Origin of the sequence: Roseateles chitinivorans (assembly GCF_050632145.1) — a bacterium.
Classification (GTDB): Bacteria; Pseudomonadota; Gammaproteobacteria; order Burkholderiales; family Burkholderiaceae_C; genus Roseateles; species Roseateles chitinivorans_B.
Genome location: NZ_CP192577.1, coordinates 5855035 through 5873614, shown reverse-complemented (window position 1 = coordinate 5873614; position 18580 = coordinate 5855035). Strand labels below are relative to the sequence as shown.

The 18580-nt window shown below is 73.1% G+C and carries 7 protein-coding genes and 2 pseudogenes; 3 read left to right on the top strand and 6 right to left on the bottom strand.

Translation table 11 applies throughout. The features are described 5' to 3' along the window. Positions 1-123: 123 nt before the first annotated feature. From ACQ86G_RS26900 to ACQ86G_RS26875, 6 genes and pseudogenes are all read right to left on the bottom strand, one after another. Positions 124-567: pseudogene (locus tag ACQ86G_RS26900) on the bottom strand (response regulator); the annotation flags it as partial. Further along, positions 564-1118: an Hpt domain-containing protein gene (locus ACQ86G_RS26895; RefSeq protein ID WP_431261506.1), complete on the bottom strand. Its 555-nt coding sequence runs from the start codon at positions 1116-1118 to the stop codon at positions 564-566. The pseudogene ACQ86G_RS26900 and the gene ACQ86G_RS26895, both read right to left, overlap by 4 nt. Beyond that, complete coding sequence (locus tag ACQ86G_RS26890; protein ID WP_431258139.1) at positions 1022-4441, bottom strand: response regulator; 3420 nt, start codon at positions 4439-4441, stop codon at positions 1022-1024. The genes ACQ86G_RS26895 and ACQ86G_RS26890 overlap by 97 nt, the downstream gene beginning before the upstream one ends. Next, positions 4438-7887 (bottom strand): response regulator, encoded by a 3450-nt coding sequence (locus ACQ86G_RS26885; protein ID WP_431258138.1) that lies wholly within the window; start codon positions 7885-7887, stop codon positions 4438-4440. Before ACQ86G_RS26885 ends, ACQ86G_RS26890 begins: the two co-directional genes overlap by 4 nt. Next, positions 7887-9074, bottom strand: a complete 1188-nt coding sequence (locus tag ACQ86G_RS26880; protein WP_431258137.1) for a response regulator — start codon at positions 9072-9074, stop codon at positions 7887-7889. Before ACQ86G_RS26880 ends, ACQ86G_RS26885 begins: the two co-directional genes overlap by 1 nt. Then, positions 9071-12754, bottom strand: coding sequence for a response regulator (locus ACQ86G_RS26875; RefSeq protein WP_431258136.1), 3684 nt, complete (start codon positions 12752-12754; stop codon positions 9071-9073). The genes ACQ86G_RS26880 and ACQ86G_RS26875 overlap by 4 nt, the downstream gene beginning before the upstream one ends. Before the next feature lie 231 nt (positions 12755-12985). On the opposite strand from ACQ86G_RS26875, the gene ACQ86G_RS26870 reads away from it, so the two are divergent. The 3 genes and pseudogenes from ACQ86G_RS26870 to ACQ86G_RS26860 all read left to right on the top strand — a co-directional run bounded on the left by ACQ86G_RS26870 (position 12986) and on the right by ACQ86G_RS26860 (position 18559). Next, positions 12986-14191, top strand: coding sequence for a ligase-associated DNA damage response exonuclease (locus ACQ86G_RS26870; protein WP_431258135.1), 1206 nt, complete (start codon positions 12986-12988; stop codon positions 14189-14191). Beyond that, a pseudogene (locus ACQ86G_RS26865) lies at positions 14188-15845 on the top strand (ATP-dependent DNA ligase). The gene ACQ86G_RS26870 and the pseudogene ACQ86G_RS26865 overlap by 4 nt, the downstream one beginning before the upstream one ends. Then, positions 15842-18559 (top strand): ligase-associated DNA damage response DEXH box helicase, encoded by a 2718-nt coding sequence (locus tag ACQ86G_RS26860; protein WP_431258134.1) that lies wholly within the window; start codon positions 15842-15844, stop codon positions 18557-18559. Before ACQ86G_RS26865 ends, ACQ86G_RS26860 begins: the two are co-directional and overlap by 4 nt. Positions 18560-18580: the final 21 nt, after the last annotated feature.

The following is an 18580-nucleotide window of genomic DNA, read 5'->3' as shown; positions in this document are numbered from 1 at the left end:
CCCCGGTTTGGGATGCGGCGCTAGGCGCAAACCGGAGCCATAGCGGGGCTATGGCGAGGATTTGCAACGACGCGGCGCGCCCAAACCGGGGCCGCCTCAGTCGGGGTTGCCTCCGGCCCAGCGGGCGATTTCGGCCTCCAGGTGAGCGGCGCGTTGCCTGAGCACGTCCGCGGTGGCCTTGAGCTGCAGGTGGGTGCGCACGCGCGCCAGCAGGATGGGCGGGCTGATCGGCTTGGTGATGTAGTCCACCGCGCCCAGCGACAGGCCGTGGCTCTCGTCCGCCGGGTCCGATCGCGCGGTGAGGAACAGCACCGGGATGTCGCGCGTGGCCGCGTCGGCCTTGAGCCAGCGGCAGAGCTCGTAACCGTCCATGTTGGGCATCAGCACGTCCAGCAGGATGAGGTCGGGCCGCGGCGCCTCGGCCGCGATGCGCAGCGCGCGGTCGCCGGTGGTCGCGACCTTGACGCGATGCCGTTCCTTGAGCAGCTCGTAGAGCTGCGACAGGACCTCGGGCGAGTCGTCCACGATCAGGATCGTCGGACGCGGGTCTCCGTTCGAGAGGCTCATGGCAAGGGTTCCTCCATCGGTCGGATGCCCGACGGGGACGGCGGTCCGCGCCCGTCGGCATCGTTGTCCAGCCCGCGGCGCGCGGTCTCGAAGTCGAATCGCACGGCCGCCTCCAGGACCTCGCGCAGGACGGCGGCGCGCCGTTCGTCGAGGCCGTGACGGCCCCGCGCGATCTCCATGCGCAACTGCTCGGCGGTGTCCATCGCCGCGCCGTCGTGCTCGGCCAGCTGGCGGCGCAGGCGTGCCAGCCGTTCCTCCAGCGCCGGGATGCCCGGCGGCTGCGCCGGATCGTGCAGCGGGCCAGGCATCGGCGGCGGTGCGCCGTCCGACAAGGTCTGTCCCAGCGCGTGCAGCAGGCGGTCCAGCGCGACGTGCACGCCCTGCGCCAGCTCGCGGCGTCGCGCCGTCGGCGCCTGCGTGCGGCAGGCGTTCTCCAGCGCGGCGGCGGCCTCGCTCAGGGGCAGCGCGCCGATGGTCGCCGACGAGCCCCGCAGCGAGTGGGCGATCTGCTCCAGCGCCTGCGCGTCGTCCGCCTCGGCGGCCCGCTCCAGCCGCGCCCCGGTCTCCTGCTGGGAATGCAGGAAGATCCGCAGCAGGCGCAGGTACAACCCGGCGTTGTTCGCGGCCGTGGCCAGCCCGGCGCGCGCCTCCAGGCCGTCGACGACGGGCAGTGCGGGCCCGGTGCCCGGCCGCGGACGCGCCGATCCGGCGGGCCGAAGGGGCCGGCCGTCCCGGCCCGGCCGGTCGTGGAGGCGTCCGCCCCGTCCCCGGCAGGATCCCCGCCGTTGGCGTCCCCGGGGTCCGCCGCCGGGGCCGTCGCGGGGTAGGCCGGATGGATCCAGCGGACCAGCACCTCGAACAGCGTGTCGACGTTCAGCGGCTTGGCCACGTGGTCGTTCATCCCCGTGGCCAGGATGCGCGCGCGATCGGCGCCGGTGGCGTTGGCGGTCAGCGCGATGATGGGCAGATCGCGCCAGCGCGGGTCCTGGCGCAGGTAACGCGTGGCGTCGTAGCCGTCCATCACCGGCATCTGGCAGTCCATCAGCACGCCGTCGAAGCCGTCCGGCGACTGCTGCAGCAGCGTCAGCGCGATCGCGCCGTGGTCCGCGAGGGTCACGGCGATGCCGGCCTTGGTCAGCAGCTCCTCGGTGAGTTCCTGGTTGACCTGGTTGTCCTCCACCACCAGCAGCCGGGCGCCGGCCAGGGACTGCATCGCCGCCCGCGCCGCGGCGCGGCGGGCCTGCGGGTCGATCGGCGCGCCGGTACCGGCCGGCGCGCCCAGGGCGTCCAGCAAGGCGGCGGTGGTGACCGGCTTGCCCAGCACCGGCAGCGGCCCGCAGGGCAGGGCCGCCATCGCCTCGTACAGGCCGTCGTCGTTGCCGCGCGCGGTCACCATGACGATCCGCGGCACCGGGGCCGTCTCCTCGAGCAGCCGGGCCGCCGCGGCCACGCCGTCCAGCCCGGGCATCTTCCAGTCCATCAGCACCCAGTCGAAGGGGCGGTGCTCCCGCGCGGCCGCCTGCACCGCGAGCAGTCCGGGCGTGCCGTCGACGGCCTGTTCCACCTGCAGGCCCAGGCCCTGGCACAGTGCGGCCAGGACCTCGCGGGCGACGCGGTTGTCGTCGACGACCAGCACCCGGCCGCGGAGCGCCGGCGGCGGCGCCTCGTCGCGCGGGCCCACGCCCAGCCGCGCGGTGAAATGCAGCGTGAGCCCGGAGCCCTGCATCGACGCCACGCTCAGCGTGCCGCCCATCATCTCCACCAGCATCCGGCACACCGCCAGCGACAGGTCGCCGCGGTCCGGGGCGTCGGCATTGGCGTCGACGTCGGCCTTGGCGTCGACCGGCGATCCCCGTCGGCCCAGCCGCGCCAGCGCCGGCGGCGACAGCGCGGGACCGCTGTCGCGGACGCTGAAGCGCAGCAGGATCGTGCCGTCGTCGGCGCGGGCGCCGCCGTCCTCCGCACCCGACGCTCCTGCCGCGCCCGATGCCTCCAGCGTCTCCGTCACGGCCGTCACCGCGACCACCACCTCGTCCTGCTCGCTGCGCCGCGCCGCGTGCTTGCCGACATGGGCCAGCACCTGGCCGAGCCGGAACGGGTCGCCCACCAGCGTCGCAGGCAGGCCGGCGGGCACGCTCAGCAGCAGCTCCACGCCCTTTTCCTCCAGGCCGAGGCCGATCACCTGCACCAGGTGTGCCAGCACCTCGTCGAGCGAGAACGGGATGTGCTCGAGCGCCAGCCGCCCGGCCTCGATGCGGCTGAAGTCGAGGATGTCGTCGATGACGCCGAGCAGGGTCTCCGCCGCGCGGCAGGTCTTGTCGACGTAGTTGCGCTGGCGCGCGTCGAGCTCGGTCTGCAGCGCCAGCTCGGACATGCCGATGATCGCGTTCATCGGCGTGCGCAGCTCGTGGCTCATGTTGGCGAAGAAGTCGGCCTTGGCGCGGGTGGTGGTCTCGGCGGACTCGCGCGCCGCGCGGATCTCGTGCTCGGCGGCCAGCCGGTCGGTCAGGTCCATCAGCCAGACCAGCATCCCGGAGCGGCCGAAGTCCACCGGCAGGAAGGCGGCCAGGCAGTCATGCCGCGCGCCGCCGGGATCGACGACCCGCAGCTCGACATCGCTGCCGGTGCCGTTGCTCTCGAGCAGGGCCAGTGCGCGCTGGCGGCTGGCGTCGTCCGCGTAGACGTCGGGCCAGGGCTGGCCGATCTCGACGTCGACCAGCCGCCGCAGCGCCGGATTGGCGATGCTCACCACGCCGTCCGAGATCAGCCCGATGCCGACGGGCGTGTGCTCGATGAGGGCCATGAAGCGTTCGCCCTGGCGCCGCAGCGCCGTCTTCTGTGCGTGCCGCGCGGCGCGCAGCGTCAGGCTGCGCAGCAGCGCGGCGAGCGCGGCGAAGCACAGCAGCGCGGACAGCAGGCCCAGGCCCGCGCGCGCCGGCGCGCTGAGCGCGTTCGAGAGATCGGCGACGATCACCATCCGCCAGGGGCCGGCGGCGTCGGGCCAGCCGAGGTCGCGCGACACCCGGGCGTGCGGACGTCCGTCGATCATCACGTCGCCGGTGTCCGCGACGGCGCCGGGATCGAAGGGCAGCACCCGCGCGTGGGCCGGATCCTCGAGCTGGCGCCCGTAGCGCAGTCCCTCGGTGAGACGCCGGCTGCGCTCGGCGGAGGCCTGGCCCACCAGCATCAGCGACCACTCGGGGCGCGTCGACACCATCACCACGCCTTCGGGCGACAGGATCAGCGAGGTCATGTCCGCGCGGGCGGTCAGGAAGCGGTCCAGCGACGGTCCGTAGAACTGCGTGGCGACGATGCCGATGACGGGGCCGCCGCCGTCGGTGTCGCGCAGCACCGGGGCGCTGAGATAGAGCGACCGGCGGGAGGTGGCCTGGCTGATGGCCATGGAGACCGCGGTGCGGCCGGCGATGCTCTCCTGGAAATACGACCGGTGGCTGAGATCCTGGCCCATCGGCGAACGTTGCAGGCCGCGGTTCCATTCCCCGACGATCACGCCGGCGCCGTTGGTGACGAAGGTGACGTCGGCGCCAAGCTGGTCGTTCATCGCGGACAGCGTGCCGGCCGCGGGCCGCATGGTCAGCGCGACCTGGAGATCGGTCTGCCGGGCGGCGGTCTTCAGGGCGGGATCCACGCGGCCCGCCAGCCGCAACGCGCCCATCGCCTTGCTCTCGCTGGTGAGGCCGCGGAACAGCAGGACCTCCCGGTCGATCGTGGCCGCCATCCGGGCGCGGAAACGGTCGTCGAGGATGCGCCGCCCCTCCTCGGCGACCAGCGCGCCGGCGAGCAGCGACAGCGCCGCGGCACCGGCCCACGCGGCCGCCGGATGACGCGACAGCAGGGTGGCCACGCGGATCATGACGACGGCCCTCCGGCCGGGGCGCCGGCGTCCCAGCTCAGCAGCGCCAGCGCCTCCTCGAAGCGGAAGCCCGAGGCCGCCGCGGCGACGCGGCGCAAGAGCTGCGCGCGGGCCGGCGGTGGCGGACGACGGTCGAGCGCCTCCGCCAGCGCGTGGCCGATCTCGACGGCCGCCGCGTCGCTGGCCTGCAGCAGCCCGGTCAGCCGTGACAGCAGCGCCTCCAGGGCCTCGTCCGGCGCCGCGTCGACCGTCGGCCCTGTCGCCCCTCCGTCGGCCCCTCCGTCCGAGCCTCCGTCGGCCCGGCCGGTGGCCGTCCGCGCGGGACTGCGCTCGTGCGCGAAGCGCGCCAGCGTCTCGAAGAGGCGGTCCACGCTCAGCGGCTTGCTCAGGCAGCCGTCCATGCCGGCGGCGAGGATGCGCTCGCGCGCCTCCAGCGTCGCGCTCGCCGTCAGCGCGATGACGGGCAGCGCGTGCCAGCGCGGGTCCCGGCGCAGGCGGCGCGTGGTCTCGCAACCGTCCATCTTCGACATCTGGCAATCCATCAGCACCGCATCGATGCCGGGCTCCGGCCGTGCCAGCAGGTCGAGCGCGGTCTGGCCGTCCGGGGCCAGCACCACCTCCAGGCCGGCGGCGCGCAGCAGCTCGGCGCTCAGTTCGCGGCTGACCGGATCGTCCTCGACGACCAGCACCCGCGTCCCGGTCAACCGCGCCATCGCGGCGCGGGTCGCACCGCCGCGCCGGGGGGCGGCGAGGGTGGGCGCCAGCGCGCGGCCGGTCGCCTCGCCGATGGCCGACAGCAGCGTCGAGGCGGTGACCGGCTTGCTCAGCAGCCGGGGCCGATGCTGCGGGTCCGAGTCGCCCAGCGCGGCGGCGAGCGTCGCATCACGGCCGAAGGCGGTCACCAGCAGGATCGCCGGCGGCGACGCGAGCCGGCCGTCCGCGATCAGCCGGGTCGCCTCGAGGCCGTTCAGGATGGGCATCTGCCAGTCCATCAGCACCAGGTCGAAGGGGCGCTTGCCGGCCTCGGCCTCCAGCACGCACTGCGCAGCGTTGGCACCGTTGACGGCCGTCTCCACCTGCATGCCGAAGCCGGCGCACAGGGCGCCGAGGATCTCCCGCGCCGCGCGGTTGTCGTCGGCCACCAGCACGCGCAGCCGCGACAGGTCGGCCATCGCCGCCGCGGCCGGCGTGGCCGCCGCGCGGGCGTCCCGGCACAGACCCAGGCGCACCGTGAACGAGAAGGTCGAGCCCTCGCCCAGGCGTGAACTCACCTCGATGCGTCCGCCCATCAGCTCGACCAGCTGACGGCTCAGCGCCAGTCCCAGCCCGCTGCCGCCGTACTGGCGCGTCGTGGAGGTGTCCGCCTGGTTGAAGCTGTGGAACAGCCGCGAGATCGTCTCCGGCGTCATGCCGATACCCGAGTCGGTGACGCTGAAGCGCAGTTCGATCTCGTCTTCCTTGTCTTCCTCGTTGTCGTCGACGCCATCGCCATCGCCATCGCCGTTGTCGTTGTCGTTGTCGTTGTCGTCAGCGCCGCCGACCTTGCCTTTGCCGCCTTGCCGCTCGCGGCCGGCCCCTGGTGCCGTCACGAGCTCGACGGCGACGATGACCTCGCCGCTGTCGGTGAACTTCACGGCGTTGGCGCCGAGGTTGATCAGCACCTGGCCGAGCCGCATCGGGTCGCCGATCAGCGCGTCGGGCACGGCGGCGGGGCGATGGATCAGCAGTTCCACGCCCTTGTCCTCGGCGCGCAGGCCGATCAGGTCGACGAGGCGGTCCAGCACCTGGTCGAGCTGGAACGGCACCCGCTCCAGCGCGATCCGGCCGGACTCGATGCTGTTGAAGTCCAGGATGTCGTCGATCAGGTCGAGCAGGCTGAGCGCGGCGCCGTGCACCTTCTCGAGGTAGTTGCGCTGGCGCGCGTCCAGGCCGGTCTGCAGCGCCAGGTCGGACATGCCGACGATCACGTTCATCGGCGACCGGATCTCGTGGCTCATGCCGGCGAGGAAACCGGACTTGGCGCGGGCCGCGTCATTGGCGGCCTCCATCGCCCGTCGCGCGGCGCAGGCGGCTTCCTGGCGCCGCGTGATGTCGGTCAGCCACAGCACCACGCCGGGCTTGTCGCCTTCGTACTCATAGGGCATCGAGGACATGACGTAGGCGCGGGGCTCGCCGGCGGCGCCGATCAGGCCGACCTCGACATCGAGCGTGCGGGCCCGTTCCTCCAGCACCGCGTCGACCCGTTCCCGGCTCGCGTCGTCGACATAGCGGTGCGGCCAGCGCTCGGACAGGCGCACGCCGAGCTGCTCGGTCAGCACCGGGTTCACGAACTCGATCCGGTCGTCGACGACCAGGCACAGGCCCAGCGGGGAGGTGCGCATGATGGTGCGGAACTCGTCGCCGCGCGCGGCGATCTCGGCGGCGCTGCGCGCCCGCTGCCGGCTGAGCGCGGCCATCCGCCGCCACAGCGCGTAGGCGGCGAGCACCAGCGCCGCGGTCAGGGCCGCGACGCCCCATGCGTTGCGCGCGCCCAGCGCGGCGGAGAGGTCTTCCAGCAGCACGAGGCGCCAGGCGCCGTCGGGATCGTTCCAGTCGATCAGCGTCGAGGCGACGGCCAGACGCCGGCCGTCGAGGTCGATCTCCTCGCCGTCGACGGGATCGAAGGGCAGCGCACGGGCGCGGGCCGGGTCGGCGAAGCGATCGGCGAAGCGCCGCGTCGCCGTCAGCTCCGCGGCGCGCGCCGGGGTGAGCGGCCCCACGACCGACAGGATCCACGCGGGCCGGCTGGCCGCGAAGACGACGCCGTGCGGCGAGATCAGCAGCACGTCCCCCTGCGCCCGCGAGGCGAGGCTGTGGTCGAGCATCACCGCCGGCTTGCGCACGGCCATCACGCCGACGACGGTGCTGGTCGACTCCCGGCCCGAGAAGATCGGCGCGCAGAAGACGAGCGCCCGTTCCCGCAGGTGCGGGCTCAGGCCCAGATAGATCGACGGCCGGCCCCGCAGCGCCTGCTGGACATACCCGCGGAACGACAGGTCGAGGCCGATGGCACGCTCGGCGTCGCGCTGCACCCATTCCGCCACGAGCAGCCCGCCCATGTTGAGGACCCACGCGTCGTCGCCGCCGACCGTTTGCGCGATGGTCCGCAGGTGCGCCTCGCCGGGGCGGACCAGCTTCGCGCGCTCGAGGTCGGTCTCGAAGGTCATCGTCTTGATCAGCGGATCGACGAGGCCGCTCTGCTCGACGGCCCCCATGTCCCGTCCCGACAGCGTGCGCTGGACCAGCGAGACGCCCTCGCGGTCGGCCGCCGACTGCAGCGCGTGATGCTGGTCCGTCTCGAGGTAGAGGCGCTGCGCGGCGCTCACGCCCCATCCGGCCGCGATCGCGACCACGACCGCCGCGCTCCAGGCGAGCGCGGTGCGACCAGCATCCGCCGGGCGCGGCATCAGCGGCCCCGGTCGACGCCCAGCGGCGTGAGGTCCGGCGGGCTGACCGTCTCCATCCAGGCGCGCTTGCGCGCGAGGGCCGCGTCGTCGTCGGCGAAGCGCCGCGCGATCGCCTGGAACTCCGGCTGGATGCGCAGGAAGGCCTCGACGACGTCCGGATCGAAGTGCGTGCCCGCGCCCCCGGCGATGATCGCCGTCGCCTGCTCGTGCGGCATGCCGTCCTTGTAGACGCGCCGGCTGATCAGCGCGTCGTAGACGTCGGCCAGCGCCATCAGGCGCGCGGACAGCGGGATCGCCTCGCCGCGCAGGCCCTGCGGATAGCCGGAGCCGTCCCATTTCTCCTGGTGGCAGTAGGCGATGTCCTTGGCGGTCGACAGGAAGGCCACCGGGGTGCCCAGCTGCGCCTCGGCCTGCTCGATGGCGTCGCGCCCCAGCGCCGGATGCGCCTTCATGACCTCGAACTCCTCCGGCGTGAACTTGCCGGGCTTGAGCAGGATGCGGTCGGGGATGCCGATCTTGCCGATGTCGTGCAGCGGTGCCGACTTGAACAGCGTGGCGATGAAGCCGGGCGCCCGCAGCTCGCGGCAGCGCGGATGCTCGCGCAGCGCCTCGGCCAGCGCGCGCACGTAATGCTGCGTGCGGCGGATGTGGTTGCCGGTGTCGCTGTCGCGGGTCTCGGCCAGCGAGGCCATCGCCAGGATGGTGACGTCCTGGATCGCGGCCAGCTCCTCGCTGCGGCGGGCCACCTCGGCTTCGAGGTAGGCCGCCTTGTCGCGCAGGAAATCGGCGCTCGCCTTCAACCGCAGGTGCGTGCGCACGCGCGCCATCACGATCGGCGGGCTGATCGGCTTGGTGATGTAGTCGACCGCGCCCAGCGACAGCCCGCGGGTCTCGTCGGCGACGTCGGACTTGGCCGTCAGGAAGATCACCGGCACGTCGCGCGTCGCCGGATCGGCCTTGAGCCGCCGGCAGACCTCGTGGCCGTCGATCCCCGGCATCATGACGTCGAGCAGGACCAGGTCGGGATGCGGCTCGGCGGCCGCGATGGCCAGGGCCTTCTCGCCGTGGTTGGCGATCTTGACGCGGTAGCGGTCGCGCAGCAGCTCGCTCATCAGCGCCAGGTTGTCCGGCGTGTCGTCGACGACCAGCACGGTGGCGCCGTCGGTGGGGTCGGCGTCGTCGTTCATGCGGGCCTCCCGGACGAGGGGGACGGGTCGGTCGCGGCCTGGGCGTCGTCCTGCAGCCAGTCCAGCGCGCCGTCGAAGTCGAAGCGGGCCGCAGAGTCCGCCGCGCGGCGCAGCCGGCGGGCCCGGGCCGTCGGAAGCGGCAGGCGGTCGAGCAGCGCGTTCAGTTCCTGCGCCGCGTCGGTGGCCGCGGAATCGCTGTCCTGCAGCAGCGCGGACAGCCGCGCGAGCAGCGCCTCGAGGCGCTCGCTGGACGCGTCGTCGAGCACAGGCGGCGATGACGGCGGCGATGACGAGGACGGGGAGGGCGCATAGGCGCGCGACGTGGCGGACGACGCGGGCGACGCGGACGACGGCGCCGAGCGCGTCGCCTGCGTCATGGCCTCGAGCGCCAGGTGCCGGCCGAGCGACACCAGCAGCGTCGCCAGCAGCGACTGCGTGCGCACCAGCAGCGGATCGCGTTCTGCCGCGGACGCGCGCTGCGCACAGGCCTGTTCGAGCGCGCCCGCCGCCGCGGCCAGCGGCCGGGCGCCGAGCGTGGCCGCCGCGCCGCGCAGCGAGTGCGCGAGCCGTGTCATCGTGATCGCGTCCCCGGACGCCGTGGCGTCGGCGAAATCGGCGGCGAAGCCGGTCTGCGTGTCGTGGAAGGTGCGCAGCAGCTTGCGGTAGAGCGGCAGGTGGCCGCCCGCCGTCGCCAGGCCGAGCTGCACATCGAGCCCGGCGATCTGCGGCAGGCCGTCCGGCTTGCCGGCGCCGTCGTTCCCCGGCACGGCGTCGCTCCCGGGTCGGGCCTCGCGTCCACCGGGCGGGCCGGGTTCGAGCGCCTCGCTCGATCCATGCGTGTCCACGCGCCGGCCCGCGCCGGAGCGCGTGTCCATCGGCACGTCCGCCGCGGGCATCGCCGGCCGGATCCAGCGCGCCAGGATCTCGAACAGCTGGTCGACGTTGAGCGGCTTGGCGATGTGGTCGTTCATGCCGGCCTCCAGGACGCGCTCGCGGTCGCCGCTCATCGCGTTGGCCGTCATCGCGACGACGGGCAGGCCGGCCCAGCGCGGCACGGCGCGCAGCGCGCGGGTGGTCGCATAGCCGTCCAGCACCGGCATCTGGCAGTCCATCAGCACGCCGTCGAAGCCGTCGGGCGAGGCTTCCAGCAGGTCGAGCGCGACGCGCCCGTTGCCCGCCAGCGTCACGTGGACCCCCGCATCCTCCAGCAACGCGGTGACGAGTTCCTGGTTGAGCTCGTTGTCCTCGGCCACGAGCAGGCGGGCGCCGGCGACCTGACGCATCGCCTCGCGCGCGGAGTCGCGCCGGCGCTGCGCCGCCGGGGCCGGCAGGTCGACGTGGCCGAGCGCCTCGCCGATGGCGGCCAGCATCGACGACGCGGTCACCGGCTTGGTCAGCAGCACCGGCCGGCGCGGCTGATCGGCGGCGGCCAGCGCCGCGGTCAGGGAATCGTCGCGGCCGAACGAGGTCACCAGGACCACCGCGGGCGGCACCTGCAGCCGGCCGTCGCCGAGCTGGCGCGCGGCCTCCAGCCCGTCGAGCACCGGCATCTGCCAGTCCATCAGCACCAGCGCGTAGGGCCGTCCCTCGGCCTGCGCGCGTTCGGCGTCGCGCACGGCCTCGGCGCCGTCGGCGGCGGTGGAGACCTCCAGCCCGAAACTCGCGCCCAGCGTGGACAGGATCTCGCGCGCGGCGCGGTTGTCGTCGACGACCAGCGTGCGCAGTCGCGACAGCTCATGCGCCATCAGCGCACGGCGCGCGGGCAGGTCGGAGCCCTCGGCCTGCAGCACGAAGCGGGCCGTGAAATGGAAGGTCGAGCCCGCGCCGGGCGTCGATTCCAGCCAGATGCGGCCGCCCATCATCTCCACCAGCTGCTTGCAGATCGCCAGCCCCAGGCCGCTGCCGCCGTACTTGCGCGTGGTGGAACTGTCGGCCTGGCTGAAGCTCTGGAAGAGCCGCGCCTGCTGCTCCGGCGTCATGCCGATGCCGCTGTCGCGGATCTGGAAATGGAGCTCGACCTCGGGCGCGCAGGCCGCGCCCGAGGGATCGGTCACCGCTCCGGCCATCGACGCGGCCAGCGCGGCCTGCGCCAGTTCGGCCGGCGTCAACGGCACGGCCTCGATGCCGACGATGATCTCGCCATGGTCGGTGAACTTGGCGGCGTTGTTGCCCAGGTTCACCAGCACCTGGCCCAGGCGCAGCGGGTCGCCGATCAGCGCCGTGGGCAGGTCCGGCGGCAGGTTCAGCAGCAGCTCCAGGCCCTTGTCCTCGACGCGGAAGCCGATCAGGTTGACCAGGTGGTCCAGCACGTCCTCCATCCGGAACGGCACGCACTCCAGGCTGAGCTTGCCGGCCTCGATGCGGCTGAAGTCCAGGATGTCGTCGATGACGCCGAGCAGGTTCTCGGCGGAGCGGTGCACCTTCTCGATGTAGTTGCGCTGGCGCGCATCGAGCCCGGTCTGCAGCGCCAGGTGGGACATGCCGATGATCGCGTTCATCGGCGTGCGGATCTCGTGGCTCATGTTGGCCAGGAAGTCGGACTTGGCGCGGGTGGCGCCCTCGGCATCCTCCTTGGCCCGCTGCAGCGCGTCCTGGGCGCGCTCGCGTTCGGCCAGCAGGGCCTGCAGCTGGCCGTGCTGGGCCTGCAGCTCGAGCTCCTTGCGGTCGCGCGACGCACCGTGCGCCAGGCTGCGCAGGGTCGCGGCCAGCAGGCCGAAGGCCAGCAGCGCGACCAGCGCGGCAATGCCCGCGCGCGTCGCGAGGGGCTCCAGCGCGTCCAGGTCGCCCAGCAGCACCAGCCGCCAGGGGCCGTTCGGATCGTTCCACGCCACGTCGGCCTCGATCGCGGCGTGGCGCACGCCGTCGATCTCGACGACGGGCGCGTCGAGCAGGAAGGGCAGGCTGTGCGAGCGCGCCGGATCCTCGAAGAGCTTGCCGAACTGCCGGGCGGCGGTGATCGCCCGGGCGCGCTCCGGCGTGGCGGCGCCGTGCAGGCTCATGCGCCAGCCCGGCCGGCTGGCGGCGATCACCACGCCGGACGGCGAGATCAGCAACGCGCCGGCATAGCTGCGGGTGTCGAGGAAACGGTCCAGCGCGTCGGCATAGACCCGGCCGACGATGACGCCGGCGATCTCGCCGTCCAGCCCGGGCTGCCGGTAGATCGGCGCGGCGAGCCAGAACACGCGCTGGCCGGTGCTGACGCTGATGCCGGCGAAGACGTTGGGCTGGCCGCGGATCGCCTGGCGGAAGTACTGGCGGAAGTTGACGTCCAGGCCGATCGGCGTCGTGCCCTCGTCGTCCCAGCCCGCGATGATGCGGCCCTGCGCGTTCACGACGAAGGCCTGCTGCGCGCCGACGCTGTTGCCGAGCACCTCCAGCGTGTCGGCGGCGGGGCGCGTGAGGCGGGCCCGCTCGACGTCGGTCAGCGCCGCGGTGGTCTTCAGCGCCGGGTCGAGCTGGCCGGCGAGCACGATCGCGCCCATGCCCTTGCCCGTCAGGGTCAGGCCCTGCAGCGCGAGGGCCTCGCGCTGGGCGGCGTTGTGGAGGTTGCGCAGGGCGTCGTGTTCGAGCGAGCGACGGTGCAGCTCGCTCGCGCCGATGCCCAGCGCGAGCGCCGCCCCCGCGGCCAGCAGCCACGCGGACCGGCGATGCCCCAGCAGCCATTCGGAGACACGACCCATCCTTCTCCCCCAGGAACGCCCGGGCTACATGGGCCCCGGGCGATGGTGGATGAACGCCGGATCAGTGTAGGGGAGGCGGCGCGGGGCGCAAGCCCCCGAACCGGCGCGGGTCGGGGGCTCCGGCCAGGCGGTCGCGCGGCCGGAGGCGGCCCCGGGGAGGGCTTGGCGAGGGGTCACGACGCGGACTCGTCCTACAGCCCCCGGCGGGGCGCTTGGCTAGGATCGGTCGACATGGACACGCGCACCGCCACGACCGGGCCGGCGGACGGCCCGGCCGGGGACGATCTCGTCGTCGCCCGGCCGCAGGGCCTGTACTGCCCGCCCGGCGACTTCTACATCGACCCGTGGCGGCCGGTCGACCGCGCCGTGATCACGCACGGCCACAGCGACCACGCGCGCTGGGGTCATGCGCACTACCTGGCGCATCACGACAGCGCCGCGATCCTGCGGCGCCGGCTCGGCGAGGACATCACGCTGCAGACGCTCGGCTACGGCGAGGCGATCGTGCATCACGGGGTGCGCGTGTCGCTGCATCCGGCCGGACACGTGCTCGGGTCGGCGCAGGTGCGGCTCGAGCACGGCGGGCGCGTCTGGGTCGCATCGGGCGACTACAAGCTCGAGGCCGACGGCACCAACGCGCCGTTCGAGCCGGTGCGCTGCGATACGTTCATCACCGAGTCGACCTTCGGCCTGCCGATCTACCGCTGGCCGTCGCAAGCGGCGCTGTTCGCCGAGATCGACGCCTGGTGGCGCCGCAACGCCGAGGCGGGCCGGCCGTCGGTGCTCTATGCCTATGCGCTGGGCAAGGCGCAGCGGCTGCTGCACGGCGTCGATGCGTCCATCGGACCCATCGTCGCGCACGGTGCCGTCGAGCCGTTGAACGCCGTTTACCGCGCCGCCGGCGTGGTTCTGCCGCCGACGCTGTCGGTCGGCGATCCGGCGCTGGACAAGGCCGCGCTGTCGCGCGCACTGGTCGTCGCGCCGCCGTCGGCCGCGAGTTCGCCGTGGCTGAAGCGCTTCGGCCCGGACCTCGCCGACGCCTTCGCCAGCGGCTGGATGCAGCTGCGCGGCACGCGCCGGCGGCGCGGCGTCGACCGCGGTTTCGTCGTGTCCGATCACGCCGACTGGCCGGGACTGATGGCGGCGATTCGCGGCACCGGCGCGGAACGCGTCTTCGTCACCCACGGCAGCGTCGCGACGATGGTGCGATGGCTCAACGAACAGGGACTGCGCGCGCAGGGCTTCGCGACCGAGTACGGCGACGAGGAGGCCGGCGGCGAGGCTGAAGCTGCGTCCGCGTCGGCGCCCGCGTCCGCGCCGGGATCCGAAGCGACGATCGCGCCGGCACCGGATTCTTCCGCAACGGATCCTTCGACCGCTGCGGCGTCGGTCTCGGACCCGTCGACGCCGCGCGCGTCCGGGACCGGCCCGGCATGAAGGCCTTCGCCGCGCTGTACCGAGAGCTGGACGCCTCGACGTCCAGCCTCGCGAAGCAGTCCGCGCTGCAGGCCTACCTGCGCCAGGCGCCGCCGGAGGACGCCGCGTGGGCTGTGTACTTCCTGGCCGGCGGCAAGCCGCGCCAGCTGGTGCCCACGAAGCTGCTGCGCGAGCAGGCCCGGCTTGCGGCCGGCTTGCCGGAGTGGCTGTTCGACGAGAGCTACGAGGCGGTCGGCGACCTCGCCGAGACGATCGCGCTGCTGCTGCCCGAACCGGCGCAGGTCGTCGAGCGTCCGCTCGCCGAGTGGATGAGCGCCCATCTGCTGCCGCTGCGCGGCCAGCCCCCGAGGCGCTGGCCCTGACCTTGCAGAGCCAGTGGGCGGCGCTGGCGGTCGACCAGCGCTTCGTTCATCTGAAGCTGATCACCGGCGCGTTCCGCGTCGGCGTGTCGAAGCTGCAGGTGACGCAGGCGCTGGCCGCGGTCGGCGGTCTGGATGCCAAGCTCGTCGCGCAGCGGCTGATGGGCTACACGCACATCGGCGCGACGCCGTCTGCGGCGGACTATGCGGCCTTGATCGCGCCCGTCGGCCTCGACGGGGACGAGGGCGCGGGCCGGGGCCTGCAGCCTTATCCGTTCTTCCTCGCGCATCCGTTCAACCTCGCGGTCGAGCAGTTCGACGCCGCGATCGGACCCGCGTCCGACTGGCTGGTCGAATGGAAGTGGGACGGCATCCGCGCCCAGCTGGTGAAGCGCGACGGCGAGGCCGCGATCTGGTCGCGCGGCGAGGAGCTCGTCACCGAGCGCTTTCCCGAACTGCGCGCGATGGCCGAGGCGTTGCCCGACGGCACCGTGCTCGACGGCGAGATCCTGGTCTGGCGCGACGGCCGTGCGATGCCGTTCGCTGAGTTGCAGAAGCGCATCGGACGCAAGACGCTGAGCGCGAAACTGCTGGGCGAGCTGCCCGTCGCGTTGTGCGTCTACGACCTGTTGGAGGAGGGCGGCGACGACCTGCGCGAGCGCCCGCAGCAGGAGCGCCGCGAACGGCTGGAGCGTCTGGTCGCCGGGCATCCGCTGGCGGGGCTGGAACTGAGCCCGCTGATCGCCGGCACGGACTGGAACGACCTCGCCCGGCAGCGCGAGCAGGCGCGCGCGCTCGGCGTCGAGGGGATGATGCTCAAGCGGCGGGATGCGCGTTACGGCGTCGGTCGGACCAAGGACGTCGGCGTCTGGTGGAAGTGGAAGATCGATCCGTTGTCCGTGGACGCCGTGCTGATCTACGCGCAGCGCGGCCACGGGCGGCGGGCGAGTCTCTATACCGACTACACCTTCGCCGTGTGGAACGGTCCGCCGGACGATCCGTCGCGGCAGCTGGTGCCGTTCGCCAAGGCCTATTCCGGGCTCACCGACGCCGAGATCGGCGTCGTCGACGCGGTGATCCGCAAGACGACGACCGAGACCTTCGGACCGGTGCGCAGCGTCACGCCGACGATGGTGTTCGAGCTCGGCTTCGAAGGCATCGCGCGCAGTGGCCGCCACAAGAGCGGCATCGCGGTCCGCTTCCTGCGCATGCTGCGGCGGCGGGAGGACAAGCCGGTGGAGGAGGCCGACACCTTGCAGTCGTTGCAGGCCTTGCTGCCGGGGGAGGGCGAGTGACCGGCAGAACGGACGGTGTCGAAGCGGTCGACGCGTGGCTCGATGCCAAGGGCTGGACCTCGTTCCCGTTCCAGCGCCAGGTCTGGGAGGAGATCGCCCGTGGTCGCGGCGGGCTGCTGCATTCCAGCACCGGCAGCGGCAAGACGCTGGCGGTGTGGCTGGGCGCGCTCGCCGCGCTGAGGGGCGAGGTCGGCGCCGAGGCGCGCATGCACGGCGGCAAACCGATCGCGCCGCCGCTGACGGTGCTGTGGATCACGCCGATGCGGGCGCTCGCCGCCGACACGCTGCGCGCGTTGGAAGCGCCGATGGCGGCGCTGTGTCCCGGATGGACGGCCGCGCTGCGCAGCGGCGACACGACTTCCGCGCAACGGGCCGCGCAGGACCGGCGGCTGCCGACCGTGCTCGTGACGACGCCGGAGAGCCTCTCGCTGCTGCTGTCGCGGGCCGATGCGAGCGATCAGCTCGGCCAGGTGCGGCTGGTTGTCGTCGATGAGTGGCATGAGTTGATGGGCAACAAGCGTGGGGTGCAGACACAGCTCGCGCTGGCGCGGCTGCGCCGCTTCGCTTCCGCTCACGCCCTCTCCCGCTCGCGGGAGAGGGCGGGGGTGAGGGCCAGCAGCCGTGGCAGGACGCTGATGACCTGGGGCCTCTCGGCGACGCTGGGCAATCTCGACGAGGCCCTGCGGACCTTGCAAGGCACGGCGGTCGACGACGCCGACGCCGTGATCGTGCACGGCGAGACCGACAAGACGCTGGTCATCGACACGTTGCTGCCGGAGGCCGCCGAGCGCTTCGCCTGGGCGGGTCACATGGGCCTGCGGATGCTGCCGCAGGTGGTCGAGGCGATCGAGGCCAGCGCGAGCTGCCTGGTCTTCACCAACATGCGTTCTCAGGCGGAGCGCTGGTACCGCGCACTGCTGGAGGCGCGACCGGACTGGGCCGGCGTGCTGGCGCTGCATCATGGCTCGCTGGACCGCGAGGTGCGGGAGTGGGTGGAACTCGGCCTCAAGGAAGGCCGCATCAAGGCCGCCGTGTGCACCTCCAGCCTCGACCTGGGCGTCGACTTCCTGCCGGTGGACCGGGTGCTGCAGATCGGCTCGGCGAAGGGCGTCGCCCGCCTGGTGCAGCGCGCGGGCCGCTCCGGCCATGCGCCTGGCCGGCCGTCGCGCATCACGCTGGTGCCGACGCACAGCCTCGAACTGGTCGAGGCCGCCGCCGCGCGCGACGCCGTCCGCGCCGGCCACATCGAGTCCCGGCACAGTCCGCGCGAGCCGCTGGACGTGCTGGTCCAGCACCTGGTCACCGTGGCGCTGGGCGGCGGCTTCAGGCCCGAGGCTCTCCTCGCCGAGGTCCGCGGCACCGTCGCCTTCGAGCACCTCGGCGCGGACGGGTGGCAATGGTGCCTGGACTTCGTCCGGCAGGGCGGGCCGTCGTTGACGGCGTACCCGGACTACCACCGCGTCGTGCCCGACGACGAGGGCCTCTGGCGCGTGCCCGACGCGCGGCTCGCGCGGCGGCACCGCGTCAACATCGGCACCATCGTCAGCGACGCGTCCATCAGCGTGCAGTACCTGAGCGGCGGCAAGCTGGGCAGCGTCGAGGAGAGCTTCATCGCACGCCTGAAGCCCGGCGACGCGTTCATGTTCAGCGGCCGGCTGCTGGAGCTGGTGCGCGTCGAGCAGATGACGGCGCTGGTGCGGCGCGCCACGGCGGGACGCGCCGCGCTGCCGCGCTGGAACGGCAGCCGCATGCCGCTGTCGAGCACGCTCGCCGACGCGGTGCTGCGCGAGTTCGCGCAAGCCGACGCGGGGCAGTTCGAATCACCCGAGATGCAGTGCGTGAAGCCGCTGATCGACATCCAGCGGCGCTGGTCCGGCGTGCCGGGACCGGACGTGCTGCTGGCGGAGACGCTGAAGTCGCGCGAGGGCTGGCACCTCTTCCTCCACCCCTTCGCCGGACGGCAGGTGCACTTGGGTCTGGCCGGATTGATCGCGTGGCGCGCGGCGCAGCCGGAGACCGGCACCTTCTCGATCGCGCTGAACGACTACGGCATCGAGCTGCTCAGCGCCAAGCCGATCGACTGGGCGGCCCGCTTGCCGGACCTGCTCACGCTGCCGCCGATGGAAACGCTGCTGCGTGAGGTGCTCGCGAGCCTGAATGCCACTGAACTCGCGCGGCGGCGCTTCCGCGAGATCGCGCGCATCGCCGGGCTGATCTTCCAGAGCCACCCGGGCGAGCGTCGCAGCAACCGGCAGCTGCAGGCCTCGGCGACGCTGTTCTTCGAGGTGTTCCAGCAGCACGATCCGGGCAACCGGCTGCTGGCGCAGGCGGAACAGGAATTGCTCACGCAGGAACTGGATGTGCGCCAACTCGCGGCGGCGCTGGCGCGGATGGGCCGGCAGACGCTGCAGATCCACGCACTCAAGAAACCGACGCCGCTGGCGTTCCCGTTGATGGTGGAGCGCTTCCGCGAGAAGCTCAGCAACGAGTCGCTCGGTGACCGAATAGCGCGGATGGTGTCGGAACTCGAGCGCAGCGCTGGCGGCGAGGCGGTCGGTACCGCGCATGAGCCGGCGGAGCGCGCGCTGGCGGTGTTCGCGAAGAAGGACTCGCCGCAGTTCGCCGTCGAGGCGGTGCAGGAGTCGCTCGCGCTGGAGACACGCGGCGAGGCGCCGGCCAGACGCCGCGAGGCCGGCGGACGCAGGCGGCGATGACGGAGGGACGGACTGTCGGTC